22 protein-coding genes and 4 pseudogenes are annotated in these 24416 nt (G+C 70.7%); 19 read left to right on the top strand and 7 right to left on the bottom strand.

All coding sequences use genetic code 11. The annotated features are described in order from the left end of the window. Positions 1-390: 390 nt before the first annotated feature. Positions 391-1740, top strand: a complete 1350-nt coding sequence (locus tag OG306_RS16090; RefSeq protein WP_266746851.1) for a dicarboxylate/amino acid:cation symporter — start codon at positions 391-393, stop codon at positions 1738-1740. Positions 1741-1829: 89 nt separating this feature from the next. Here the strand turns inward: OG306_RS16090 and OG306_RS16085 are convergent, their stop codons facing one another. Continuing rightward, complete coding sequence (locus OG306_RS16085; RefSeq protein WP_266746850.1) at positions 1830-2963, bottom strand: glycosyltransferase; 1134 nt, start codon at positions 2961-2963, stop codon at positions 1830-1832. A 633-nt stretch (positions 2964-3596) separates the two neighbouring features. On the opposite strand from OG306_RS16085, the gene OG306_RS16080 reads away from it, so the two are divergent. Continuing rightward, on the top strand, positions 3597-4235 hold the full coding sequence (locus OG306_RS16080) for a TetR/AcrR family transcriptional regulator (protein ID WP_266752226.1): 639 nt from the start codon (positions 3597-3599) through the stop codon (positions 4233-4235). Here the strand turns inward: OG306_RS16080 and OG306_RS16075 are convergent. Continuing rightward, on the bottom strand, positions 4180-5052 hold the full coding sequence (locus tag OG306_RS16075; RefSeq protein WP_266746849.1) for a MaoC family dehydratase: 873 nt from the start codon (positions 5050-5052) through the stop codon (positions 4180-4182). The two genes, OG306_RS16080 and OG306_RS16075, sit on opposite strands and share 56 nt — an antisense overlap. A 3-nt stretch (positions 5053-5055) precedes the next feature. Then, a pseudogene (locus tag OG306_RS16070) lies at positions 5056-5283 on the bottom strand (SDR family oxidoreductase); the annotation flags it as partial. A 187-nt stretch (positions 5284-5470) separates the two neighbouring features. Here OG306_RS16070 and OG306_RS16065 point away from each other — a divergent pair. From OG306_RS16065 to OG306_RS16015, 11 genes and pseudogenes are all read left to right on the top strand, one after another. Continuing rightward, positions 5471-5829, top strand: a pseudogene (locus OG306_RS16065) (hypothetical protein); the annotation flags it as partial. Positions 5830-6229: 400 nt separating this feature from the next. Continuing rightward, positions 6230-6532, top strand: a pseudogene (locus tag OG306_RS16060) (hypothetical protein); the annotation flags it as partial. Between the two features lie 1665 nt (positions 6533-8197). After that, the gene (locus tag OG306_RS16055; protein ID WP_323183872.1) at positions 8198-8566 is read left to right on the top strand and encodes a hypothetical protein; all 369 of its coding nucleotides are present in this window, start codon (positions 8198-8200) and stop codon (positions 8564-8566) included. A 234-nt stretch (positions 8567-8800) separates the two neighbouring features. Beyond that, complete coding sequence (locus OG306_RS16050; RefSeq protein WP_266746848.1) at positions 8801-9622, top strand: M23 family metallopeptidase; 822 nt, start codon at positions 8801-8803, stop codon at positions 9620-9622. A 25-nt stretch (positions 9623-9647) separates the two neighbouring features. Beyond that, positions 9648-9815 (top strand): annotated as a pseudogene (locus OG306_RS16045) (isocitrate lyase/PEP mutase family protein); the annotation flags it as partial. Between the two features lie 218 nt (positions 9816-10033). Next, on the top strand, positions 10034-10942 hold the full coding sequence (locus OG306_RS16040) for a TIGR03619 family F420-dependent LLM class oxidoreductase (RefSeq protein WP_371666248.1): 909 nt from the start codon (positions 10034-10036) through the stop codon (positions 10940-10942). A gap of 10 nt (positions 10943-10952) precedes the next feature. Further along, positions 10953-11750 (top strand): SDR family NAD(P)-dependent oxidoreductase, encoded by a 798-nt coding sequence (locus OG306_RS16035; RefSeq protein WP_266746846.1) that lies wholly within the window; start codon positions 10953-10955, stop codon positions 11748-11750. 144 nt (positions 11751-11894) lie between these two features. Continuing rightward, positions 11895-13016, top strand: coding sequence for an LLM class flavin-dependent oxidoreductase (locus tag OG306_RS16030; protein WP_266746845.1), 1122 nt, complete (start codon positions 11895-11897; stop codon positions 13014-13016). A gap of 227 nt (positions 13017-13243) precedes the next feature. Next, positions 13244-14983, top strand: coding sequence for an N-acyl-D-amino-acid deacylase family protein (locus OG306_RS16025; RefSeq protein WP_371665412.1), 1740 nt, complete (start codon positions 13244-13246; stop codon positions 14981-14983). Continuing rightward, positions 14980-16440 (top strand): aldehyde dehydrogenase family protein, encoded by a 1461-nt coding sequence (locus OG306_RS16020; protein ID WP_266746843.1) that lies wholly within the window; start codon positions 14980-14982, stop codon positions 16438-16440. Before OG306_RS16025 ends, OG306_RS16020 begins: the two co-directional genes overlap by 4 nt. 80 nt (positions 16441-16520) lie before the next feature. Next, entirely contained in the window at positions 16521-16703 is a 183-nt protein-coding gene (locus OG306_RS16015; RefSeq protein WP_371666313.1) for a hypothetical protein, read from the top strand. Between the two features lie 13 nt (positions 16704-16716). On the opposite strand, the gene OG306_RS16010 is transcribed toward OG306_RS16015, so the two are convergent. From OG306_RS16010 to OG306_RS15995, 4 genes are all read right to left on the bottom strand, one after another. Beyond that, positions 16717-17229 (bottom strand): hypothetical protein, encoded by a 513-nt coding sequence (locus OG306_RS16010; RefSeq protein ID WP_266746842.1) that lies wholly within the window; start codon positions 17227-17229, stop codon positions 16717-16719. Continuing rightward, on the bottom strand, positions 17226-17666 hold the full coding sequence (locus OG306_RS16005; protein ID WP_266752223.1) for an RNA polymerase sigma factor: 441 nt from the start codon (positions 17664-17666) through the stop codon (positions 17226-17228). Before OG306_RS16005 ends, OG306_RS16010 begins: the two co-directional genes overlap by 4 nt. A 55-nt stretch (positions 17667-17721) precedes the next feature. Beyond that, on the bottom strand, positions 17722-18198 hold the full coding sequence (locus OG306_RS16000) for a DUF3995 domain-containing protein (RefSeq protein ID WP_266746841.1): 477 nt from the start codon (positions 18196-18198) through the stop codon (positions 17722-17724). Positions 18199-18315: 117 nt separating this feature from the next. Continuing rightward, positions 18316-18789 (bottom strand): Lrp/AsnC family transcriptional regulator, encoded by a 474-nt coding sequence (locus OG306_RS15995; RefSeq protein ID WP_266746840.1) that lies wholly within the window; start codon positions 18787-18789, stop codon positions 18316-18318. A gap of 246 nt (positions 18790-19035) precedes the next feature. On the opposite strand from OG306_RS15995, the gene OG306_RS15990 reads away from it, so the two are divergent. The 6 genes from OG306_RS15990 (at position 19036) to OG306_RS15965 (ending at position 24414) form a co-directional block, all read left to right on the top strand. Continuing rightward, on the top strand, positions 19036-19968 hold the full coding sequence (locus OG306_RS15990; RefSeq protein WP_266752221.1) for a polysaccharide deacetylase family protein: 933 nt from the start codon (positions 19036-19038) through the stop codon (positions 19966-19968). Then, positions 19965-21053: a C45 family autoproteolytic acyltransferase/hydolase gene (locus tag OG306_RS15985; RefSeq protein WP_266906294.1), complete on the top strand. Its 1089-nt coding sequence runs from the start codon at positions 19965-19967 to the stop codon at positions 21051-21053. Before OG306_RS15990 ends, OG306_RS15985 begins: the two co-directional genes overlap by 4 nt. A gap of 26 nt (positions 21054-21079) precedes the next feature. After that, on the top strand, positions 21080-21556 hold the full coding sequence (locus tag OG306_RS15980) for a VOC family protein (RefSeq protein WP_266746838.1): 477 nt from the start codon (positions 21080-21082) through the stop codon (positions 21554-21556). Next, positions 21553-22356: an SDR family NAD(P)-dependent oxidoreductase gene (locus OG306_RS15975; protein WP_266746837.1), complete on the top strand. Its 804-nt coding sequence runs from the start codon at positions 21553-21555 to the stop codon at positions 22354-22356. The genes OG306_RS15980 and OG306_RS15975 overlap by 4 nt, the downstream gene beginning before the upstream one ends. Before the next feature lie 70 nt (positions 22357-22426). Further along, positions 22427-23470: an aromatic ring-hydroxylating oxygenase subunit alpha gene (locus tag OG306_RS15970; protein WP_266906296.1), complete on the top strand. Its 1044-nt coding sequence runs from the start codon at positions 22427-22429 to the stop codon at positions 23468-23470. After that, positions 23467-24414, top strand: coding sequence for a PDR/VanB family oxidoreductase (locus tag OG306_RS15965; RefSeq protein WP_371665411.1), 948 nt, complete (start codon positions 23467-23469; stop codon positions 24412-24414). The genes OG306_RS15970 and OG306_RS15965 overlap by 4 nt, the downstream gene beginning before the upstream one ends. The last annotated feature ends 2 nt before the right edge of the window (positions 24415-24416 follow it).

Below are 24416 nucleotides of genomic sequence, written 5' to 3'. Positions count from 1 at the left end.
AAGTTTCCTCACACCCGCACCCTTTCCGTACGAAACCCCAGCGCTGGAGCGGCTGCTCCTGTGCTGGGGTTTTGCCGTTCCTGCAGGCGTATTGGGCGCTTTGGGGGCCGTGTCGCCACCCGAGCAGGATCAAAGAAGACCTTTGAGGTTCTCAAAGTTCAAGTGTTAACGTGTTCGCCATGAAGACAGTAGTGCGCCATCGATTCGCCGCGAGCGTCCCGCTCGTGGAGCGCCTGCATGTCGATCTCTGCCGCTGTATGTCCGCGGTCTGTTGCCGCAACGTCTGAACCGGCACCATGCAGCGGCGCCGCCCCTGACGCGGGCGCCGCACCCCCGTCCCTCGCACAACATCCCCCGTGCGCCCCGGTGCGCCACCCCTGGAGTGTTTCCGTGTCCGCGAATCCCGCGTCCGCCGCCGCCGCGACCGACAGCCCATCCGGCTCCGGTTCCCGTATACCCAAGGTCCCGTTCTGGGCCCAGATAGTCGCCGGTCTCGTCCTCGGTGTCGTCCTCGGATGGCTTGCCCGTACGTACGACATCAACTGGCTCTACACCACGCTCGACAAGGTCGGCCACATCTTCGTCCAGCTGCTGAAGCTGGCCGTCGCGCCGCTCGTCTTCTTCGCGATCCTGGTGTCGATCACCAACCTGCGCAAGGTCAACAACGCCGCCCGGCTGGCCACCCGCACGCTGCTCTGGTTCATGATCACCTCGCTGATCGCGGTCGCGATCGGCCTCGCGATCGGCCTGATCACCAACCCGGGTGCCGGCACCGGTCTCACGCCGAAGGACGGCAAGCTGCCGGAACACGCGGGCTCCTGGCTCGACTTCCTCACCGGCATCATCCCGGACAACGTGATCACCCCGTTCACCGAGCTGAACGTGCTCCAGATCGTCTTCATGGCCGCCGTCGCCGGCATCGCCGCGCTCAAGCTCGGCGAGAAGGCCCAGCCGATCCTCACCCTCAGCGAGTCCGTCCTGGAGCTCCTCCAGAAGGCCCTGTGGTGGGTCATCCGCCTCGCCCCCATCGGCACCATCGGCCTCATCGGCTACGCGATCGCCGACTACGGCTGGGACCTCATCGGCAAGTACGCGACGTTCACCGCAGACGTCTACATCGGCTGCGCCCTGGTGCTGTTCGGTGTGTACCCGCTGCTGCTCGCCACCGTCGCCAAGCTCAGCCCGCTGCAGTTCTTCAAGGGCGCCTGGCCGGCGATCCAGCTGGCGTTCGTCTCCCGCTCCTCGGTCGGCACGATGCCGGTCACCCAGAAGGTCACCGAGCGCCTCGGCGTCCCGAAGGAGTACGCCTCCTTCTCGGTCCCGTTCGGCGCCACCACCAAGATGGACGGCTGCGCCGCGATCTACCCGGCGCTGGCCGCGATCTTCATCGCGCAGATCTTCGACGTCCAGCTGGGTGTCGGTGACTACGTCCTGATCGCGTTCGTCTCGGTGATCGGCTCCGCGGCCACCGCCGGCCTCACCGGCGCCACGGTCATGCTGACCCTCACGCTGTCGACGCTGGGCCTCCCGCTGGAGGGTGTCGGTCTGCTCATGGCCATCGACCCGATCCTGGACATGATGCGCACGGCCACGAACGTGGCGGGCCAGGCGCTGGTCCCGGTGATCGTCTCGGCCCGCGAGAAGATCCTCGACCGCGACGCGTACAACGCGGCCTCGTCCTCCCCGGTCGACGCCGAGGTGCGTGACGACGAGCCGCAGCGCGTGCCGGTCGCCGCGTAGCCGCATGTGACGTACGCAAGGGCGCCCCCGGTCCGTAGGCACGGACCGGGGGCGCCCCTGTCGTGTCGTGTACGGGGCGGGGCCCGGGGCTACCGGGCCGCCCCGACAGGCGAGGCCGCCGGCCCGGCCTGGCGAAAGACCGACGACGTGTTCCGGGCGGACTGCCGCTGCTCGGCGAAGTTCCGGTTGGCGCGCGTCTGCTCGCGATAGGCGTCGGGCAGGTCCGGCATCGCCAGCAGGCGGTCGCAGGCGCGGAGCGAGCCCGCGTAGTCGCCGACCCAGTAGGCGGTGATCGAGAACTCGAAGAGCAGGCCCCAGCGGTACACCCACGGCTGGACGAACAGCAGGTCGTCCGGCGGTGCTTCCCGGTCGAGCGCCGCGCGGACGAACGCGTGCGCGGTGCGGTAGCGGCCGAGGCGGCGCAGCCGGGAGGAGAGTTCGTAGCAGGCTTCGAGTCGCTGCGGGCGTGACTCCCAGGCGCGGGAGAGGGCGTCCATGGCGGCCGGCCAGTCGTCGGCCTCGGCCTTCAGGATCCCGGCCTGCAGCAGCGCGTAGTACACCTCTTCGTCCCAGCCGCCCATCTGCGCGCGGCGTTCGTACAGGGCGGCCGCCTTGGCGATGTTGCCCATGTCGCGCATGGTCTGTGCCAGGTAGAAGACCGTACGGGCATTGGAGGGGTCGCGTTTCAGCTCGGCGCCGAGCAGCCGGGCGTCGCGTTCGAACTTGTCGTGCCGCGAGCCGCCGTCGGCGTAGTCCTCGATGACGAGGGCGTCGAGATTCCGCTGGTCGTCACGCCGGTCGGTGGTGAGGTACTCATGGGTGACGCCCACGTACCGCCAGGGCAGGTCGCCGCGGACCAGGCGTTTGATCCGGTATTCGGTGGTGCCCTCGTGCCGGAGCATGTACGAGTCGGCGGTCAGCGGCGGCAGCGGACCCTCCCGGCGGATCACCAGGTCGGCGTCGAGGAGCAGCAGATAGTCGGCCTTGCCGTGGGCGTGCTCGATGTTCAGCGTTCGGTTGTGGCCGAAGTTCACCCAGGGCTCTTCGTGGAGCTCGCCGGGGAGGCCGTCGAGTGCGTTGCGGATCAGCTGCTGGGTTCCGTCGGTCGAGCCGGTGTCGGAGATCACCCAGGTGTCGATCAGGTTGCGGACGGAGGTGAGGCAACGTTCGATGACCGCGGCCTCGTTCTTGACGATCATGCACAGGCAGATGGACGGTTTCATGGCAACACCAATTCCCGGCGGACAGGTGCGCGTGACCTTACGTACGGGGCCGGGCGGCGCGACTGCGGCACGCCGGAACAGCCCGGATGCATCAAGGCGAGGACACCCGGCTGGACGTGGCCGGTAGGCCCATGCGTTAAACGGACCCGCTCGGCGGTCAAGGGACTCCTGCCGCGATCCGATGAACCGGCGGAAGCGTGAACTTCCTTCGTTGTGGCTTTACTTGAGCCAGCTCTGGAGGGAGCAGTGAATGAGTCCTGAACACAGGACCCGGTAACACAGGACCCGGTAACACAGGACCCGGTCCTCTCTCGGCCCGGTTCCGCGGCGGCGTGCGTGGCCGACCGGCACCACGGTCGCCCTCATCGTCGCCGGGTTTGCGAGCCCCGCGGCCGCGGCGGCGCAGGCGCGTCCGGTTGCCGGCAGCGGCATTGCCGTTCCGTCGGGCGGCGACAATTTCCGGGTCGTGTTCCGGCGGGCACGGTGCGCATGGGCCCCGTCCGCGAACCGATCAACCGGAACCGGGCCGCCACTGCTCCGTACGACGCCGAGGAGACCCGCGCCGTACTCTTACCGGGGAGTGGCGCAGCGGGGCGGGAGGAAGTCGACGTGGGTGCTGTGAAGAGCAGACGGATGCCGCGTGCCGTGCGTGAGCAGCAGATGATGGACGCCGCCGTGCGGACCTTCGGGCAGCGCGGATACCGTGCCGCGTCGATGGACGAGATCGCCGAGCTGGCCGGGGTGTCCAAGCCCTTGGTGTATCTGTACCTCAACTCCAAGGAAGAGCTTTTCACCGCCTGCATCCGGCGCGAGGCGAAAGCACTGGTCGACGCGGTACGTGCCGGGGCGGAGCCGGGACTTCCGGCCGACCGGCAACTGTGGTCCGGGCTGCGCGCGTTCTTCAGGCACACGGCGGAGCATCCGGACGGCTGGTCGGTGCTGCACCGCCAGGCGCGCACGCACGGGGAGCCCTTCGCCGCCGAGGTCACGGCGATGCGGGACGAGATCGTGGCGTTCGTGACGGGTCTGATCGGGGCCGCGGCACGCGAGGCGCACCACGACCCGGCGCTCCCCGGCCGCGATGTGGCGGGGCTGGCGCAGGCGCTCGTGGGGGCCGCGGAATCGCTCGCCGGGTGGGCGAACGAGACCCCGGGCATCTCGGCGAAGGAGGCCGCGGCCACTCTGATGAACTTCTCCTGGGCGGGGCTGGAGAACCTTATGAACGGCCGTCCGTGGCAGCCGACGAACCGGGCCGCGGACCGGGCGACCTGAGTGTCGTCCCGGTGAGGTGGATGCGGTCCGCGCCGCGCAACTGGAAGCCGGTGGGGTCCGCCGCGTAGATGACGGTGGCGGGCAGCAGGACGGGAGCCCTGAAGTCGGCCCGGACCCACCGGACTTCATCGGGCCGCGGTGCCGCGGCCAGGCAGCGGGCGACGGTCCACATGCCGTGGGCGATGGCCCGGGGGAAGCCGAAGAGCCGGGCGGTGAGCGCGTACAGGTGGATGGGGTTGCGGTCGCCCGACGCGGCACCGTAACGGCGCCCCAGATCGCCGGGGAGCCACCACTCGGCGACGGCGGGAAGCTCGGGGACCGGGCTCGGGTCCGGGGCCGGGGCCCCCGTGGCGACGGGCGCGCGCGTCGCGTGCCGGGAGAGATAGCCGCTGCGGGACTCCCAGACCAGCTCGCCCGCCAGCCGTGCCTCGGTGACCAACGTGACCTCGGTGCCGCGCCGGTGCGGGGCCGACCCGTCGGCGTACACCGTGAGTTCGAGCGGATCGGCCGGGCGCAGGGTCCGGTGGCGGGTGATCTCGATCCAGGTGTGGACGAGCCCGACGACCGGCAGCGGGAACCCCCTGGCCGTCATCAGCCGCATGGCGAGCGGGAAGCCCAGCACATGCGGGTACGTGAGCGGCAGCGCGCCCGTTCCGGAGAAGCCGCAGACCCGTCGGTACGAGGCGAGGGGGCCCGGTGCGATCGGCGCGGCCGGGAGGACCGCCCGGCCGGTGGGTACGGCGGCGCCCGGGCGAGGGGCCCTCTTGAACGGGAACGTGACAGCTGCCCGTACGAGTGTCACGTTCAGATTCGGCATGGGTCACGCACCCAGCAGGCTCTGGCCGCAGACCCGCACGATCTGGCCGTTGACGGCCGTCGACGAGGGCTGGACGAACCAGGCGATGGTCTCGGCGACATCGACCGGCAAACCGCCCTGCGCAAGAGAGTTCATCCGGCGGCCCGCCTCCCGGATGAAGAGGGGGACGGCCGCGGTCATCTTCGTCTCGATGAAGCCCGGGGCCACCGCGTTGACCGTGACACCGTGGTCGGTGGTACGGGTCAACTCGTCCTGCGCCTGCGGGAGGCCGAGCCGCCGGGTCAGGAACCGGCCGGGTGCTGTGCCGGTGAAGTGCAGATAGCGATCGGCCATTGTCCGGACTCCCTGCTCGATCCTGGATTTACTCCAAAGTAAGGTTACTGAAGGGTCAGGAGCTGGTCGAGATGAGCCGGCCGAGATGATGCCCCTCGCACTCCGCAGCCCCGCAGGGTCGCGGTGATCGGCGGCAGCCGCACCCCGTTCGCCCGCTCCGGCGGTCCGTACGCGCAGGTCTCCGACCAGCAGCTGCTCACCGCTCGCCGGGCAACGTCGACAGGGGCCGGGATCAAGGCACTTGCGCGCGTACGTCCACGGCATCTCGTCCCGGACATCCCGCGCAACGCCGAACCCCGCACCGGCCTCTCGATGGGCGACCACGCGGCGGTGACCGCCCGCCGCCGGGGCATCACCCGCGAGGAGCAGGATCGCCTCGCGGCCACCAGCCACCAGCGCCTCGCGGCCGCGTACGGACGTGGCTTCCTGGACGACCTCGTCATCCTGAAGCGCACCGCGATCGCACGGGACTTCGAGAAGGAGATCGAGGCGATGTACCGGAAGTGACCGCACAGGCGGCGGCCGTTGTCACCGGGCGGGACGGTTTCCGAGCCTTTTCCGGATCCTGGATTAGTCATATACGTCTGCCAATCCGGCTCAATGGAGCAATGTCCAAGGTAAATTGGCGCGGAAGATGGATTGCAGTTAATCCGGGCATCGGGTCGAAATGCTCAACCGGCTTAACCAGGCTGAAAAAAGGGGCAGATGGCCGAAGCTCTTCTCACTCGCATGGGGAGCGGTCTGCATCCAGACGGTAGATGACCGGCGTGGCGCATATGCCATTGACTTGCCGCTGCTGCCACAGTCCAGGCTCCGATCCATGCAGATCCGGTAAGGAATCAAGATGCGCAAATCGAGAAGCCGGGACGTTCTGTCCCGTTCCATCCTGGGTGCCATGTCGCTGGGAATGACCCTGGCGCTGTGCCCCATGGACATCGCTCACGGAACGCCGAACCTCACGGGTTCGCAGGCGGTCAACCGAGTGATGGCGAGCCGGGTGGCGGCCAGCGTGTCCGGGACGGTCATCTCCCAGACCTCTCAGAACATCCGCAGCGGCCCCACCACCCAGTCGCAGATCGTGGGCAACGTGCCGTCCGGCGGCACAGTGTCCATCGCCTGCCAGGTGGACGGCCAGAACGTCGGCGGGAACTCGCTGTGGTACCTGCTGTCCAATGGCAGTGGCTGGATGAGCGCCCGCTACATTTCGACGCAGACCGCAGTGCCGTTCTGCGACAGCTTCCCGGGCAACGGTCCCACCGGTCCGACGGGGCCCACGGGGCCCATGGGTCCGACGGGTCCGACGGGTGCCCACGGCACGACCGGCACGACCGGTCCGACCGGTCCCACCGGTGCGACGGGTCTGCAGGGTGTGACCGGTGCCACGGGTGCGTCCGGTGCCAACGGTGCCAATGGCGCGACCGGTCCGACGGGTGCGACGGGTGCGACGGGTCTGCAGGGTGTGACCGGTGCCACGGGTGCGTCCGGTGCCAACGGTGCCAATGGCGCGACCGGTCCGACGGGTGCGACGGGTGCGACGGGTCTGCAGGGTGTGACCGGTGCCACGGGTCCGGCGGGTGCCAACGGTGCTAATGGTGCGACCGGTGCGACCGGTCCGACGGGTGCGACGGGTGCGACGGGTCTGCAGGGTGTGACCGGTGCCACGGGTCCGGCGGGTGCCAACGGTGCTAATGGTGCGACCGGTCCGGCCGGTCCGACGGGTGCGACGGGTCTGCAGGGTGCGACCGGTGCCACGGGTGCGTCTGGTGCGGTCGGTGCTCACGGTCCGACCGGTGCGACCGGTCCGACGGGTGCGACGGGTCTGCAGGGTGCGACCGGTGCCACGGGTGCGTCCGGTGCCAACGGTGCTAATGGTGCGACTGGTGCGACTGGTGCGACCGGTCCGACGGGTGCGACGGGTCTGCAGGGTGCGACCGGTGCCACGGGTGCGGCTGGTACCAACGGTGTTGATGGTGTGACCGGGCCTGCGGGTCCGACCGGTGCCACGGGTGCCACGGGTGCGGCTGGTACTAACGGTGTTGATGGTGCGACCGGTGTGACCGGGCCTGCGGGTCCGACCGGTGCCACGGGTGCCACGGGTGCGGCTGGTACTAACGGTGCTGATGGTGCGACCGGTGCGACGGGTCCTGTGGGTCCGACGGGTGCGGCTGGTACTAACGGTGTTGATGGTGCGACCGGTGTGACCGGGCCTGCGGGTCCGACCGGTGCCACGGGTGCCACGGGTGCGGCTGGTACTAACGGTGCTGATGGTGCGACCGGTGCGACGGGTCCTGTGGGTCCGACGGGTGCGGCTGGTACCAACGGTGTTGATGGTGTGACCGGGCCTGCGGGTCCGACCGGTGCCACGGGTGCGGCTGGTACTAACGGTGCTGATGGTGCGACCGGTGCGACGGGTCCTGTGGGTCCGACGGGTGCGGCTGGTACCAACGGTGTTGATGGTGTGACCGGGCCTGCGGGTCCGACCGGTGCCACGGGTGCCACGGGTGCGGCTGGTACTAACGGTGTTGATGGTGTGACCGGGCCTGCGGGTCCGACCGGTGCCACGGGTGCGGCTGGTACCAACGGTGTTGATGGTGTGACCGGGCCTGCGGGTCCGACCGGTGCCACGGGTGCCACGGGTGCGGCTGGTACTAACGGTGCTGATGGTGCGACCGGTGAGACGGGTCCTGTGGGTCCGACGGGTGCGGCTGGTACTAACGGTGCTGATGGTGCGACCGGTGAGACGGGTCCTGTGGGTCCGACGGGTGCGGCTGGTACTAACGGTGCTGATGGTGCGACCGGTGCGACGGGTCCTGTGGGTCCGACGGGTGCGGCTGGTACCAATGGTGCTGACGGCGCCACCGGTGCGACCGGGCCTGCGGGTCCGACGGGCGCGACCGGCGCCACCGGCGCGACGGGGCCTGTCGGCCCGTCTCAGACCGCCACCAGCGCCGCCACGCTCATCCCCGCCGGCGGCAGCGTCCAGGACATCAATGCTGTGTGCCCTGCCGGGACCGTGCTGACCGGGGGCGGTGCCCTGAACCAGAACCAGAACAACGAGATCAGCTGGACCGCGAGCTACCCGGACACCCCGACCAACACCTGGCACGTGTCCGCGTACAACAACGGTGCCGGTCCGCAGACCGTCCAGTCTTACGCGGTCTGCATTCCCGCCAGCGCGTGACGTGACTAGTTCGAAGGGGAATGGCCAGGAACCCGCTTAGGGTTCGGGACAGTTCCCGAAGTCGCTGCCGCAGCAGATGAAGGTCGTCTGCTGCGGCAGCTCCATGTCGTTTCCGCCGAGCTCCACAGGTCTTACGGGGCAATCGAACTTCCGGCACTCTTGGGTCCGTTCAACCCGGAAGGCTCTCCCGTACCTCGGTGCTCCACTCGGAATCGACTCGGAGGATGACCGCGCATGCGCTCGATACGTATCGCCCTGCTGGGCCTGGTGGCCCTCGTCGCGGGGCTGCTCACCGCGACCCCCGCCGCCGCGGCCCCGAACTTCAAGGCGCCGTTCCCCTGCGGCCAGACCTGGACCTACAGCCACCACTCGGCCGAGGTCAGATCGGCCCTCGACTTCGTCCGCACCGACGGCGGCGCCACGGCCGGTACCCCGGTCCTCGCCTCGTCCGGCGGAACCGCCCACCGCTACTCCCAGCCCAGCGGTGCGGGCAACTACATCGCCATCGATCACGGCGGCGGCTGGCAGACGTACTACTTCCACCTCGCCTCGTACTCCGTCGCCGACGGCGCCTCCGTCTCCCAGGGCCAGCAGATCGGCGTCACCGGCTCCACCGGCAACAGCAGCGGTGCCCACATCCACTACGAGCAGCTGTACAACGGTGTGGGCCAGACCATCGCGATCAACGGACAGTCGCTGGCCCCCTACCCAGGCTCGTACTACAGCAAGTACCTGACCAGCGACAACGGCTGCGGTGGCGGCGGAGGCGGTAAGTACTGGGTCGACACCTTCGCCAACGCCACGGGCTACGCGGCACCCAACACGGCCGACGCCCAGGGCGTGCTGAACGCCGGCACCAACTACGTCTACTGCAAGGCGTGGGGCGCCCAGGTCGGTTCGGGCTCCAGCTACAACCACTGGTGGCTGAAGACGGACCTGGACACGGTGTACGCGGGCAAGAACGGGCGCGGCGCGTACGTCTCGGCCTACTACCTGTCCCGCTGGGGCAATGACGAGGCCCGGGACAACAACGGCGCCGTGATCCCGGACTGCTGACCGGCCGGCCGGCGCGGCTCCCCACCAGAAGCGTCCGCGCCGGTGCGGTCACGCGGACGGCAAGCAGGTGCTCCCGCTGGATCAGTACCTGGAGAAGCTCAACCTCGTACGGGAGCGCAGGCGCGACCGCACGGACGCCGCGGAGGAGGACGAGATCCTGCGCCGGGCCGAGGCGCCTGCCGAGACCGATGCCGCGGCGGGCCGTGTCAGAGCCATGGCGGCCCTCTTGTGCCGGGCCCGGCGGCGGTCGCCTCCCGCCGCGGCGTACCGGGTCGACCGCTCCCGCCCCTTGTCTGATGCGACGCCAGGTACGACGATGGCCCCCGCGCCGTCAAGTGACGATGCGTCAGATTCAAGCGGGGAGGAGGCCGGTCGGTGCCGATACCGCTCACCGGGCCGCTGCCGTACGGGATGCAGCTTCCGGTCCAGTCACAGAGCACCATCTATGCCGAGGGGTGGGAGGCCGTGGCCACCCCCGCCGATCTCGCGGAGATCGCCCGCACCGCGGACCGTACCGGCTTCGCCTATTTGGCGAGCTGTGACCACGTCGCGATTCCGCGGCGGCTCGCCGGAGTCATGGGTACCGTCTGGTACGACCCGGTCGCCACTCTCTCCTTTCTCGCCGGGATCACCGAGCGGGTCCTGCTGATGAGCCATGTCGCCGTCGTCGGCCTGCGGCACCCGCTGGCCACCGCCAAGCAGTACGCCACCCTCGACCACCTCTGCGGCGGCCGGCTGATCCTCGGTGTCGGGGCCGGGCACGTACCGGAGGAGTTTCAGGCGCTCGGGGCGGACTTCGACGGGCGGGGCGGGGTCCTCGACGAGACCATCGACGCGCTGAAGGCGGCGCTGGGTCCCGAGGAGTACCCCGAGTTCGCGGGGGAACGGTACTCCTTCGCCGGTCTCGGGCAGCTGCCGCGGCCGGCCCAGGAGCGGGTGCCTCTCTGGGTGGGCGGCTCCTCGCCCGCCGCCGTGCGCCGGGCCGCGGTGCGGGGCGACGGCTGGCTGCCGCAGGGCGATCCGCGGGAGAAGCTGCCCGCGCAGATCGCCCGGCTGAAGGAGTTGCGCGAGGCGGCCGGGATCGAGGATCCGATCGTCATCGGTGCGATCACCGAGCCGCTGTACGTCGGTGAGCCGGAGTGGTCCGTGGGGCGGCGCACCCTCGCCGGAAAGCCGGAGGTGCTCGCCGAGTCGCTGCGCGCGTACGGGGCCATGGGCGTTCACCAGATCCAGGTGCGGTTCCGCAGCCGGAGCCGTAGCGAACTGACCGACCAGATGACGGCGTTCGCCGCCGAGGTCGCACCCCATCTCGACAGGTAGGAGTCAGGTCATGGGCAAGCTGGACGGGCGCACCGTGCTGATCAGCGGTGCGGCGCGCGGACAGGGCGAGCAGGAGGCGCGGCTCTTCGTGGCGGAGGGTGCGCGGGTGGTGATCGCCGATGTGCTCGACGAGCAGGGCGAGGCGCTGGCCAAGGGGTTGAGGGAGGAACTGGGGGAGGACGTCGCCCGGTTCGTCCATCTGGATGTGAGCCGGGAGGAGGACTGGCAGGCCGCCGTCGCCGCGGCGAAGGACGCCTTCGGGGTGATCGACGGGCTGGTCAACAACGCGGGGATCCTGCGGTTCAACGAGCTGGTGGCCACGCCGCTGGAGGAGTTCCAGCAGGTGGTGCAGGTCAATCAGGTGGGCGCGTTCCTCGGGATCAAGAACGTCGCGCCCGAGATCGAGGCCGCGGGCGGCGGGACCATCGTCAACACGGCCTCGTACACGGGGCTCACGGGCATGGCGTTCGTGGGCGCGTACGCCGCCACCAAGCACGCGGTGCTCGGGCTGACGAAGGTGGCGGCGGTGGAGCTGGCGGCAAAGAGGATACGGGTCAACGCACTGTGCCCCGGGGCCGTGGACACCGCGATGACCAACCCGGCGGCGCTGGACCCGACCGCGGACCCGGAGGAGTCCAGGGAGGCGGTGGCCGAGCTGTACCGGAAGCTCGTACCGCTGGGGCGGATCGGGAGGCCGGAGGAGGTGGCGGCGCTGGCGCTCTTCCTGACCTCGGACGACTCCTCGTACATCACCGGGCAGCCGTTCGTCATCGACGGGGGCTGGCTGGCGGGCGTCAGCCTGTTCTGAGCGGCCGCCTCCGGCCGTTCCCCGGGATCCCCTCCAGTGGACCTGACGGTGCGTCAGGTATTGACGGGTGCGGGTGCCGGTGGAACAGTCTGGAGCATCAAGAACTGACGATGCGTCAGAAACGATTGAGGACGGTGAACCCCCTTGGAATTCGGGCTCTTTGTACAGGGGTACGTGCCCGCCGCGCGGGCCAGGACCGACCCCGGGGCTGAGCACAAGGCGCTGATCGAGGAGACCGAGTACGTCATCCAGGCGGACAAGTCCGGCTTCAAGTACGCCTGGGCCTCCGAGCATCACTTCCTGGAGGAGTACTCGCATCTCTCGGCCAACGATGTGTACCTGGGTTACCTCGCGCACGCCACCGACCGCATCCACCTCGGATCCGGGATCTTCAACCCGCTCGCCCCCGTCAACCACCCGGTGAAGGTGGCCGAGAAGGTCGCCATGCTCGACCACCTCTCCGAGGGCCGCTTCGAATTCGGCTCCGGGCGCGGGGCCGGCAGCCACGAGATCCTGGGCTTCATGCCGGGCATCACCGACATGAACCACACCAAGGAACTCTGGGAAGAGACGATCGCCGAGTTCCCCAAGATGTGGCTCCAGGACGAGTACGTCGGCTTCCAGGGCAAGCACTGGTCGCTGCCGCCGCGCAAGATCCTGCCCAAGCCGTACGGGAAGTCGCACCCGGCGATGTGGTACGCGGCCGGGTCGCCGTCCTCGTACGCGATGGCGGGGAAGAAGGGGCTCGGCGTGCTGGGCTTCAGCGTGCAGAAGGTTTCCGACATGGAGTGGGTCGTCGAGTCCTACAAGACGGCGGTCAAGGACGCCGAACCCGTCGGGGACTTCGTCAATGACAACGTCATGGTCACGTCCACGGCCATCTGCGCCGAGACGCACGCGAAGGCCGTCGAGATCGCGGTGGGCGGCGGGCTGAACTACCTGCAGTCGCTGCTGTTCCGCTACCACGACACGTTCCCCCGGCCCGAGGGCATACCGGAGTGGCCCGAGCTGCTGCCGGAGTACTCCGAGGAGATCATCGAGCTCCTGATCGCGGAGGAGCTGATGATCTGCGGCGATCCCGACGAGGTGCTGCGGCAGTGCAAGCGGTGGGAGCAGGCGGGGGCGGATCAGCTGAGCTTCGGGCTGCCGGTGGGGATGAGCCGTGAGGACACGCTGAACTCGATCAAGCTGATCGGGGAACACGTGATTCCGGAGATCGATACGGATCCGGTGCATCGGACCTCGCGGTTCCGCGGCGCGGCGTAGGGGAGTCTCGGGGGCGCTGCCCCCGAACCCCGCTGCCCCCGGACCCCCGCTCCTCAATCGCCGGAGGGGCTTGATTTTGCCGGTCGGGCTTGGTTTTCAGCCTCGCCGGAGGGGCTTGACTCCCCCGACCAGCGGCGTCTTCCCGGACCGCCGCTCCGTGGGGCCGGGGTGCGCGGTGCGGCCGTGCGCACCCCGGCCCCCCACACACCACAGAAGGGAACCCCGTCATGCTCGACCACCTCATCCGCGGAGCGACCGTCGTGGACGGCACCGGCGGACCCTCGTACCCCGCCGACATCGGCCTGCGCGACGGGCGCATCGCCGTCATCGCCGAACCGGGCACGCTCACCGAGGAGGCCGTCACCACCGAGGACGCCACCGGACTCGTCCTCGCCCCCGGCTTCGTCGACCCGCACACCCACTACGACGCCCAGCTCTTCTGGGACCCGTACGCCACCCCGTCCATGAACCACGGCGTCACCACCGTCGCCGGTGGCAACTGCGGATTCACCCTCGCCCCGCTCCACCCCGAACGCCCCGAGGACGCCGACTACACCCGCCGCATGATGGCGCGGGTCGAGGGCATGGCGCTCAAGGCCCTGGAGGAGGGCGTCGACTGGACCTGGTCCAGCTTCCGCGAATACCTCGACGCCCTCGAAGGGCGGATCGCCGTCAACGCCGGGTTCATGGTCGGCCACTGCGCCCTGCGCCGGCACGTCATGGGCGCCGACGCGATCGGCGGACAGCCCACACCCGGGCAGCTGGCCGCCATGCTGGCGCTCTTCCACGACGCCATGGACGCCGGGGCCTGGGGCCTTTCCACCACCCAGTCCGCCACCCACTCCGACGGGGACGGACAACCCGTCGCCTCCCGGCACGCGCTGCCCGAGGAGCTCCTCGCCCTCTCCCGTGCCGTCGGTGAACACGAGGGAACGCAGCTCGAAGCGATTGTCGCGGGCTGCCTCGACCAGTTCTCCGACGAGGAGATCGACCTCCTCGTCGACATGACCGCCATCGCCGGACGCCCGCTGAACTGGAACGTCCTCACCATCGACGCCGCCATCCCCGAACGCGTCCCCCGCCAGCTCGTCCCCAGCGAACGCGCCCGGCGGGCCGGCGGCCGGATCGTCGCCCTCACCATGCCGATCCTCACGCCCATGAACATGTCGCTCGGCACCTTCTGCGCCCTCAACCTCATCCCCGGCTGGGGCGACATCCTTGCCTTGCCCGTCCCCGAACGCATCGAACGGCTCCGCGACGCCGCCACCCGCACCGAGATGCTGCGCCGCGCCGACAGCAAGGAGGCCGGCGTCTTCCGCCGGCTCGCCGACTTCGGTCGGTACGTCATCGGGGACACGTACAGCGCGGCCAACGAGGGACTGAGCGGACGCGTCGTCCGCGACATCGCCGCCGAACGCGGCCAGGACCCCTTCCACTGCCTCGTCGAGATCTGCGCCGCCGACGACCTGCGTACGGTGCTGTGGCCCATGCCCACCGACAACGACCCCGACTCCTGGGAGCTGCGCCGGCAGACCTGGGAACACGAGGACGTCATGCTCGGCGGCTCCGACGCGGGCGCGCACCTGGACCGGATGTGCGGGGCCCCGTACACCACCCGCTTCCTCGGCGACTGCCTGCGCCGACGCAAGCTCCTCCCTCTCGAACAGGCCGTCAAGATGCTCACGGACGACCCCGCCCGCCTCTTCGGGCTTCGAGGCCGCGGCAGGATCGAGGAGGGCTTCCACGCCGACCTCGTCCTCTTCGACCCCGAACGCATCGACGCCGGGCCCGCCACCCTCGTACACGATCTGCCCGGCGACAGCCCCCGTCTCGACGCCAAGGCCATCGGCATCGTGTCGGTCCGCGTCAACGGCGTGGAGACCCTGCGCGACGACAAAGTGACCGGCGCGGTCCCCGGTACGGTGCTCCGCTCGGGCCGCGACACCCGGACGGTGAGCACACTGTGACCACACCCCAGCGCCTCTTCATCGGCGGCGAGTGGACCGAACCGGATCACGGCCACTACGAGGTGATCAACCCGGCGACGGAGGACACCGTCGGCCTCGCCCCCGAGGCGAGCCGCGCGCAGGTGTACGCGGCGGCAGCCGCGGCCCGCGAGGCGTTCGCCACCTGGTCCCGCACCCGCCCCGAGGAGCGGGCCGCGATCCTCGACCGGGCCGCCGACCTGATGCAGCGCGACCTGACCGGCAACGCCGCGCTCGCCCAGGCGGAGAGCGGCGCCACCACGGCAACGGCCAGGGGCATGCAGGTCGCCGTCGGCGCCGCCCGCTTCCGCCGGTACGCCAAGGGCGCCCTGGAGCCGGTCGAGGAAGCCGTCGCACCGCAGATCAACGAGGCCGGTCCGATGGGCCGGGCCGGAATCTTCGGGGCGCTGGCCGTACGCCAGCCGGTCGGCGTCGTCACCTGCATCACCTCGTACAACAACCCCTGGGCCAACCCGGCCGGCAAGATCGCCCCCGCACTCGCCATGGGCAACACGGTCGTCGTGAAACCCGCACCGCAGGACCCGCTCTCCGTCTACCGGATGGCCGAGGCGCTCGAAGCGGCCGGTGTCCCGGCGGGCGTCGTCAACGTCGTCACCGGGTCGGGCCCGGACGCGGGGGAGGCGGCCGTCGACTCACCGGACGTCGACATGGTCAGCTTCACCGGCTCCACCGCCGTCGGGCAGCGCATCGCCGAGGTGTGCGGGCGCTCCATGAAGCGGCAGCTGATGGAGCTGGGCGGGAAGGGCGCCGCCGTCGTCCTGGACGACGCGGACCTCGACTCCGCGGCGGCGGGCATCGGCACCACGTTCTCCTTCTACAGCGGACAGATCTGTACGGCCCCGACCCGCGTCCTCGTCCAGCGCGCGGCCCACGACGCCCTGATCGAACGGCTCGCCGCGTACGCGGGCCATCTGACGGTGGGCGATCCGACGGTCAGGGGAACAGTCGTCGGGCCGGTCATCTCCGCCGCCCACCGCGACCGCGTCGAGTCGTACATCGAGCTGGGGCGGAAGGAGGGGGCCAGGATCGTCACGGGCGGCGAACGCCCGGCCGGACCCGACCGGGGCTTCTACGTCGCGCCGGCCCTCCTCGCCGACTGCACCAACGACATGCGCGTCGTCCGCGAGGAGATCTTCGGCCCGGTCGTCGTGGTCGTCCCCTTCGACGACGAGGAGGAGGCCATCGCGCTCGCCAACGACAGCGACTACGGACTGATCGACTACGTCTGGTCCTCGGACGTGGCACGCGCCTTCCGGGTGGCCCGGCGGCTGCGCGCCGGCGGGGTCGGCGTGAACACCATCGGGCGCAACATGGAGGCCCCGTTCGGCGGGTTCAAGAAGAGCGGTGTCGGGCGTGACGTCGGCTCGTACGCCCTGCACGCGTACAGCGAACTCCAGGCGATCGTCTGGCCGGGCTGAACCGGCGAGCGGTGTACGTGTTCCCGTGGGTGTCCGCTGAGCGGACACCCACGGGAAAATTTGCCCGCACGGTCCTGGCGATGTCCGCGTACGAGGCCCTGCCCGCCTCGTACGCCCGCGTCCACCCGCGGTTGCGGACCCCGGGGAAGGCCACGGTCACGGCGGGCGTGGCGACCGGTGTCTTCTACCCGCGCAGGAGCCCTTCGTTCTTCCGCGGTGAAGTGCTGACGAAGGAGACTCCGGCGCTGGTCGTCGAGGACTGAGGGCCGGATCGCCTCAGTGACCGTGCCCGCCCCGGTGCGGCCCGGTTTCCCCCAGGCGGGCGTCCAGACGGTCCAGGACCCGGCGGCCTGCTCGGCCCACGCCGATGGGGATCAGGGCCGCGCGGCCCGGGACGCGTACGCCGCCCGTGAAGGCGACCAGGGTGTGGCCGGGGGCAGTGGGGGACGGGGTGGCCGCCAGGCCGATCAGGAGGAAGCGGCTCTGCAGCCAGAGCCAGCCGGGGCGGCGCACGCCGTGGAAGCGGGCGTGCATGCCGAAGCGGCTGTGGGCCATGGCCTCGATGCGGTCGCCGTCCGTGCGGGTGAGCTTCAGGCGGCGCATGTCGGGGACCAGGTGGGACAGTTCGCCGTCGATGTCCGCCAGGAGCGGGTGGACGGTGGCGTAGGGGGCGGGGATCTCGCGGGTGGTGACGCGGGCGCCGCGGACGCCCGCCGCGAGGGCGTGCAGGCGGCGGACCGGGTCGAGGCCGGGGGTGGTGGGCCACTGGGGGCGGGGGAATTCGGTCATGACGTCCATGCCTTCCGGAAGGAGTCCCGGGCCCGGTGCAGCCGTGACTTGACGGTGCCGACCCGCAGGCCGAGGAGTGCGGCGGCGGATTGTTCGTCGAGGCCCTCGACGTCGCGCAGGACGAGGACGGCGCGGTGTTCGGGGGAGAGGCGGGCGAGGACGTCGCCTATGTCGGTGGCCAGTTGCGGGTCGCCGCGCTGAGGGACGGTGGTGAGGTCCGCCGGGACGGAGCGTGCGGTGCGGCGCGCGACACGGACCGCCTCCCGGCAGGCGATGGCGCGCATCCATCCGTACAGCGCCGCCGGTTCCTTGAGGGAGCGCAGGCCGCGGAAGACGGCGACGAGGGTCTCCTGGACGGCGTCCGGCCCGTCGGCCAGGGCGATGGGCGTGCAGATGCGGTCCGCGTACGGGGTGAGGGCGTCGAGGAGTTCGTTCATGGCGATCGTGTCGCCGTGTTGGGCCGCGCGCACCAGCCGGATGGTGCGGTCGTGGTCATCGGTCACGGGTCGGGGCTTCCTCCCCGGCCGCCACCCGGAGTGCGGCGGCCGCGAGCAGCAGGCAGACGGGGGTGTAGAGCGCCAGGTTGAGCCAGTGGAACGTGTCGCCCGCCCCGTCGTCCAGCCCGGTGCGCAGCCCGAACGCCCAGGCGGTCCCGGCGAGGCCGCGCAGCGCGGTGCCGCAGGCGACGGCCACGGTGCCGGCCTGGAGCAGCCGGCCCAGGCGGTGGGTGCGGCCCAGGCGGGCGCGGGCGGTGACCAGGGCGGCGCCGGTGAACAGCACGGCGGCCAGGGGGAGGACCACGGGCGGGGTGAAGGGCGCGTCGATGCCGAGTACGGCGTAGGAGAGGGACGTGGCGTCGTGCGCGGGCCAGGTGATGCCGGTGGACCAGAGCACGTGCAGCAGTCCGTCGGCGGTGAGGACGGTGGCGACGGCGGCGGCCGCGACGGGTGCGCGCCGGGTGGGGTTCATGGGGGTGCTCCTCTGTGAGGGCCGGTGGCCGGTGGTGACGGGATGCGTCACCCCACAGAGGAGCCGGATCGCCGATTCGTTCCGGCGAGTTCGGGAGATTCCGGTACGCCCGCTGATTCAGTCCGTCGTCGGGGTCGGCAGGGGGATCCTGCCGTTGAACCACAGCTTGTGGACGGCGATTTCGGGGACCGCCTCGGTGTCCTCGACGCCCTCCAACGGGCGGACCTTCTGCTGGAGGAAGGTCCACAGCTCGTTGTCGTCGGCGACCAGGACCTGGGCGAAGACATCGGCCCTGCCCAGCATCGTCGAGACGTAACTGACCTCGGGGTGCCGGCACAGCGCGGCCACCACGGACTCGTGGTGCGACGGGGTGACCTTGAGAAACAGCAGGGCCAGGCGTCCCGCGCGCAGAAGGCCCGGGTCGGCGAAGGCGGCGATCTTGAGTACGCCGGTCTCCTCCAGGCGGCGGAACCGGGCCCGTACGGTCCCTTCGGAGACGTTCAGGGAGCGGGCGATCTCGCGGAATGCGCGGCGTCCGTCCTCTTCCAGGGCCGCGATGATCGCGTGATCGAGGTCGTCCAGGTCGGTCATGCTGTCGATCCTAAGCACTCTCTCGGTGCGACGGTCTGTCGTGCAATGCGCAGCCGTGAGATCGCGTGGGTGCGCAATGCGTGACTTCACCTGAATATCTTCTGCACTTCACACCCTCCAGCCCCTTGTGATGGCGTATTGCGCACCGTACATTGGCTCGCGCATGGCAACGCGTAGTCATGCCTCTCCAGAGCTACGCGATGCGTAGTTTTCCGTTGTGGTCGCGTACGAAAGCGAGTCGTGACGATGCATCCGGCAGATCAGGCCCACGGGCCGCACGAACCCCCCGAATCCTCCGAACCTTCCGCGTACGCGGTGTTCTCCGCGTCCCCGGACTTCGCCTGGCCCGGCGGCGCCGGCGCGGCGGTGTCCCTCACCTTCGACGTCGACGCCGAGGCCGGCTGGCTCGGCGAGGGTCCCTCGTACACCCGTCGGCTGACCACCCTCTCCGAGGGGCGCTACGGCGTGGTCCGGGGTGTGCCCCGGATCCTGCGGTTGCTGGCCGCGCACGGCATCCGCTCCACCTTCTTCGTGCCGGGCCACACCGCCGAGCTGTATCCGGACACCGTCCGCGCGATCCTGGACGACGGCCACGAGGTGGCGCACCACGGGCATCTGCATCTGCGCAGCGACAAGGTGGGCGCCGACGAGCAACGCGCGGAGATCGAACGCGGACTTGAGGCGCTGGACCGGGCCGGGGCACCCGTGCCGACCGGGTACCGCTCCACCTCGTGGGAGATGACCCCGGAGACCTTCGACCTGCTGCTGGAGCACGGCTTCGGGTACGACTCCTCCTGCATGGGCGACGACCGCCCGTACTGGGAGAGCTGGGAGGGGCGCTCGCTCCTCGAACTGCCCGTCCACTGGTCGCTGGACGACTGGCCGCGCTACGGCTGGAACATCGACACCGGCGGCAACACGGCGGCCCCCGGCGAGCTGTACACCTCCTGGCTCACCGAATACACCTCGGCCCGCGCCGAGCGCCGCCATGTCACGTACACCATGCACCCCGAGGTCATCGGCCGCCCGCAGCGCTTCGCCGAACTGGTGCGGCTGGTCGAGGAGATCGAGCGGCAGGGCGGCGCCTGGCACGCCACGCTCGCGGACGTCGCCACCCACGTCCGCCCGCTGCTGCCGGCCCCGCCGTTCCCGGCCGCGCTGCTCCCGGACCCGCGGTGAGTGCCGTGCCGGTGCGGTCGGCGCACACCCGGTTCACCTCCGCCGTCGCCGAACCCCGCGACCGGGGGCGGGAGTTCGGCGAGATCTGGCGCGAGCGGGTACGGGCCACCGCCGACGCCTACGGTGAGCTGTTCGGCCGGGCCGGAGTACCCGACACGGACGCGTCCGGTGTGACGGCACTGGCCCGGGTGCACACGTGGGCGCCGGGCCTCGCCGACGAGATCCGGGGCATCGCGGAGGGCGCGGGACTGCCGGTCAACCGGGTCGCCGCGCTCAACGCCCGTACGGAGATCCTCGCTTCGGGCCGGCCGGGCCCCGGGGAGTGCACCACCGTCGTGGCGCTCGGCGGGCCCGGGACGGAGCCCGTCGCGGCCCAGAACTGGGACTGGTACGAGTCGTTGGCCGACAGCTGGCTGGAGTGGGAGATCCCGCACCCCGACGGGCGCGTCACCCGCACCCTCACCGAGTTCGGCGTCGTCGGCAAGATCGGCATCAACGACCGGGGCGTGGGCTGCCTGTTCAACATCCTGCACCACCGGCGCGACGGCTCCGGGATGGGCGTGCCCGTCCACGTGGTGGCCCGCAGGCTCCTCGACGAGGCGGCCACCGTCACCCACGCCCTGAAGATCGCCGGGAGCGCCGGGTCCACCGGGACCACCGGATCGACCACGCTCACCGTCGTCGGCGCGCTCGCCGCGGGCAGGACGGCCGTCTCGGCCGAACTATGGCCCGGCGGCATCGGCCATGTGCTGCCCGATCCGGACGGTCTGCTGCTGCACACCAACCACTTCCTGACCCGCCCCGCCGCCGACGGCGACACCGAACCGGTCACCGACCCCGACACGATCGTGCGGTACGAGGTGCTCCGCCGACGGCTCCACGGCCGGGGCGCGGACCTCACCCCGGACGAGGCGCTCGCCGCGCTGAGCGACCACACCGGCGGCGTGTGCGTGCATCCCGCCGCCGAAGGACCCCACGAGTTCCGGACCCTGGCGACCGTCTTCCTCGACACCGCCGCCCGCGCCCTGCGGGTGATCCCCGGACCGCCCTGCACCCGCCCGAAGCCCGGAGAGGCTGTCGGGTGACCTCTGATCCACGAAGGAGTGATCCCGTGCTGCAACTGAAGCGCATCGACAACATGGACATCCTCAGCCACGACGTGCCGCGCCTCGCGGACTTCTACCACGGCGTCCTGGGCCTGCCCTTCCACCTCCCCTACGAGCCGGAGGAGGGCTGGGCCGCCATCGACCTGGGCAACGTCACGCTCTACCTCTTCACCTCCGAGGTGGGTGAGCACGCCCCGCGCCGCACCGAGATCAACGCCGAGAACGCGCCGGGCCTGGACTCCTTCGCCTTCGAGGTCGACGACCTCGACGCGGCCGTCGCCGAGCTGGACGGCACGGTGGAGTGGGTCACCGAGGAGCAGATCGTCTGGAAGCACCCCAGCGGTGTCTGGTACCGCTACCGGCCCTTCTACGACCCCGACGGCAACATGCTGTACGTCACCGAGCCGCACCCGGAGGCCGGCACGGACGCCGGCACCGGCACGGACGCCGGCACCGGCACGGACCCGGAGGCCGCCGCATGAGCGCCGTGGCCGCGACCGCCGCCGTCCAGGGGGAGGTCCGTGCCCCCGGTTCCGTGCACGATCTGACCGGCCGGGCCGCGCTGATCACCGGCGCCGCCCGCGGCATGGGCCGCGCCCACGCGCTCACCCTGGCCGGCCGGGGCGCCAAGGTCGCGCTCGCCGACCTCGACGCGTCCGAGCTGGCCGAGACCGCCGCCGCCGTCGAGAAGGCGGGCGGTGAGGCGTACACCTTCACCACCGACATCACCTCCCGCGAGGGCGCCGAAGCCCTGATCGGGTCCGCTGCGGCGGCGCTCGGCGGACTCGACATCCTGGTCCACAACGCGGGCCTGATGTTCTCCATGACGGGGCTCGCCGACACCGACGACGCCGACTTCGACCGGCTGCTCGCCGTCAACGTGCGGGCTCCGCTGTACCTGACCCGGGCCGCCCTGCCCCATCTGCGGCGCAGCGCCGCCGCGCGGGTGGTGTTCGTGTCCTCGCAGTGGGGCCAGGTGCCCGACGGTCACAGTTACGGCTACATGGTGTCCAAGGCAGGGCAGTTGGGCCTGATGAAGACCCTGGCCAAGGAGTTCGCGGCCGAGCGGATCACGGTCAACGCGGTGGCTCCCGGTGCCGTCGCCACGCGCATGGTCCCGGCGGAGAACTACGAGGCGGAGGTCGCCGCCGTGCCCGTCGGCCGGCTCGCCCAGCCGTACGAGATCGCCGAGGCGGTCGCGTTCCTGGCCGCCGACACCGGTGCGTTCGTCACCGGCCAGACCATCCCCGTCAACGGCGGCGCGCTCCTCGTCGGCATCTGACCTGACGCCACCCCCTCCGATACCACTCCCGGGCCGCTGCTCGGCTCCCTCGTGAACAAGGACGTTCCTCATGTCCACTTCCCCCCGCACCACCGACACCCCCATGACCAAACGGGAACAGGCCGAACGGGCCATGCGTCACAGCTGGTTCCCGGTGGCCCGGTCCGTCGATCTGGAGACCCCGGAACCCGCCGTGCTCCTCGGCGAGCAACTCGTCGTGTTCCGGGATGCCGACGGCGTCGCCCGGGTGACCGCGCGGCGATGTCCGCACCGCGGCGCGGACCTGTCGCAGGGCAAGGTCACCGGCGGTTCGATCGGCTGCCCGTACCACGGCTGGCGGTTCGACGGCGCCGAGGGCGGCTGCACCTACGTGCCCTCGCTGCCCGACCAGTCGAAGATCCCGCCGAAGGCGGCGATCCGCACCTACCCGGCCGTGGAGCGGTTCGGGCACGTGTGGACGGTGCTGGAGGAGCCGGTCACCGAGCTGTACGACCCCGAGGAGTGGCGCGGCCACGACCTGGTGTGGCTGGCCGCGAACCCGCTGAACTCGCCGACCGGGGTCGCCGCCGCGATCGAGAACTTCCGCGACGTCGCGCACTTCCCGTTCGTCCACCAGGTGTCGATGGGCCCGACCCCGGAGGTCGTCGAACCGCTCCAGGTGCGGCGCGACGGCATCGACGTCCACATGGAGCGTCCGCTGGACGCCGGTAACGGCGACTGGGCGAACCAGGGCGACTGCATGATGTCGTACCACTGCACGGCCCCCGGCTTTGCCAGCATCAGTTACCACTACGAGCAGGCCGGACTCCGGGTCGTCGCGGGCTTCCCGTCACCCGTCGGCTACGAACAGGTCAAGATCTTCTGGGGAGTTGCCAACGACCGCGACTTCAAGGGCGACTCCCTGGAGGAGTGCCTGCGGATCGAGGAGATGGTGTACCTGGAGGACATGCCGGTCGTCGAGAACCTCTCGCCGCGCGAGGTCCCGTGGGACGCGGAGGTGCCGGAGTTCTCCGTGCCCGCCGACCTCTTCACCATCAACTACCGTCGTGCCTTCGTGGAGTTGATGAACCGTACGGCGAAGCAGGCAGACGCGGCGGGCGGCACGCCGTCATGACCGAGGTGTGCGACGTGGCGGCACCGGCGGGTACCCGGGTGCTGGAGGTGCGGGAGGCGCGGGCCGTCGCGGACGGGGTCCTGTCGCTGACGCTCGCCGACCCGTCCGGGGCGCCGCTGCCGCCCTGGACGCCCGGGGCCCATGTGGATCTCCATGTGGCGCCGGGGCTCGTCCGGCAGTACTCGCTGTGCTCGGACCCCGAGGACACCGGCCAGTACCGGATCGCCGTGCTGCGGGTGCCGGACGGGCGCGGCGGTTCGGCGGCCGTGCACGAGAGCCTGCGGGCGGGCAGCAGGGTGGCGGTCTCGGCGCCCCGAAACCACTTCGAACTGGTCGACGCCCCCGAGTATCTGCTGGTCGCGGGCGGTATCGGGATCACCCCGCTGCTGGCGATGGCCCACCGGCTGACCGTCGTCGGCAAGCCGTGGCGGATGCTGTACGGCGGCCGTTCCCGCACCACGATGGCGTTTCTCGGCGAACTCCCGCCGGACCGGGTCACCGTCGTCCCGCAGGACGAGGCGGGCCACCCCGGCCTGGCGGGATACCTGGCCGCGGCGCCGGGGGCCACCGTCTACGCGTGCGGCCCCGGAGGACTGCTCGATGCCGTACGCGAGCTGCACCCGGGCCCGGTCCACACGGAACGCTTCACCGCGCCGGCCCCGGCCCCGGACGGCGACCACGCCTTCGACGTACGCCTGGCCCGTAGCGGCCTCGACGTGCGCGTGCCCGCGGACACCAGCGTGCTGGACGCGGTCCGGGCGGCCGGGGCCGACGTGCCGTCCTCCTGCGAGGCGGGCATCTGCGGCACGTGCGAGACCGCCGTGATCGACGGGGCTCCCGACCACCGCGACGCGCTGCTCACGCCCGAGGAGCAGGAAGCCGACGCCACCATGCTGATCTGCGTATCCCGCTGCCGCGGGGCACGGCTCGTCCTCGACCTCTGAGC

This window comes from Streptomyces sp. NBC_01241 (assembly GCF_041435435.1).
Lineage (GTDB): Bacteria > Actinomycetota > Actinomycetes > Streptomycetales > Streptomycetaceae > Streptomyces.
The sequence above is the reverse complement of the archived record's forward strand: the minus strand, read 5'-3'. Positions and strand labels throughout refer to the sequence as shown.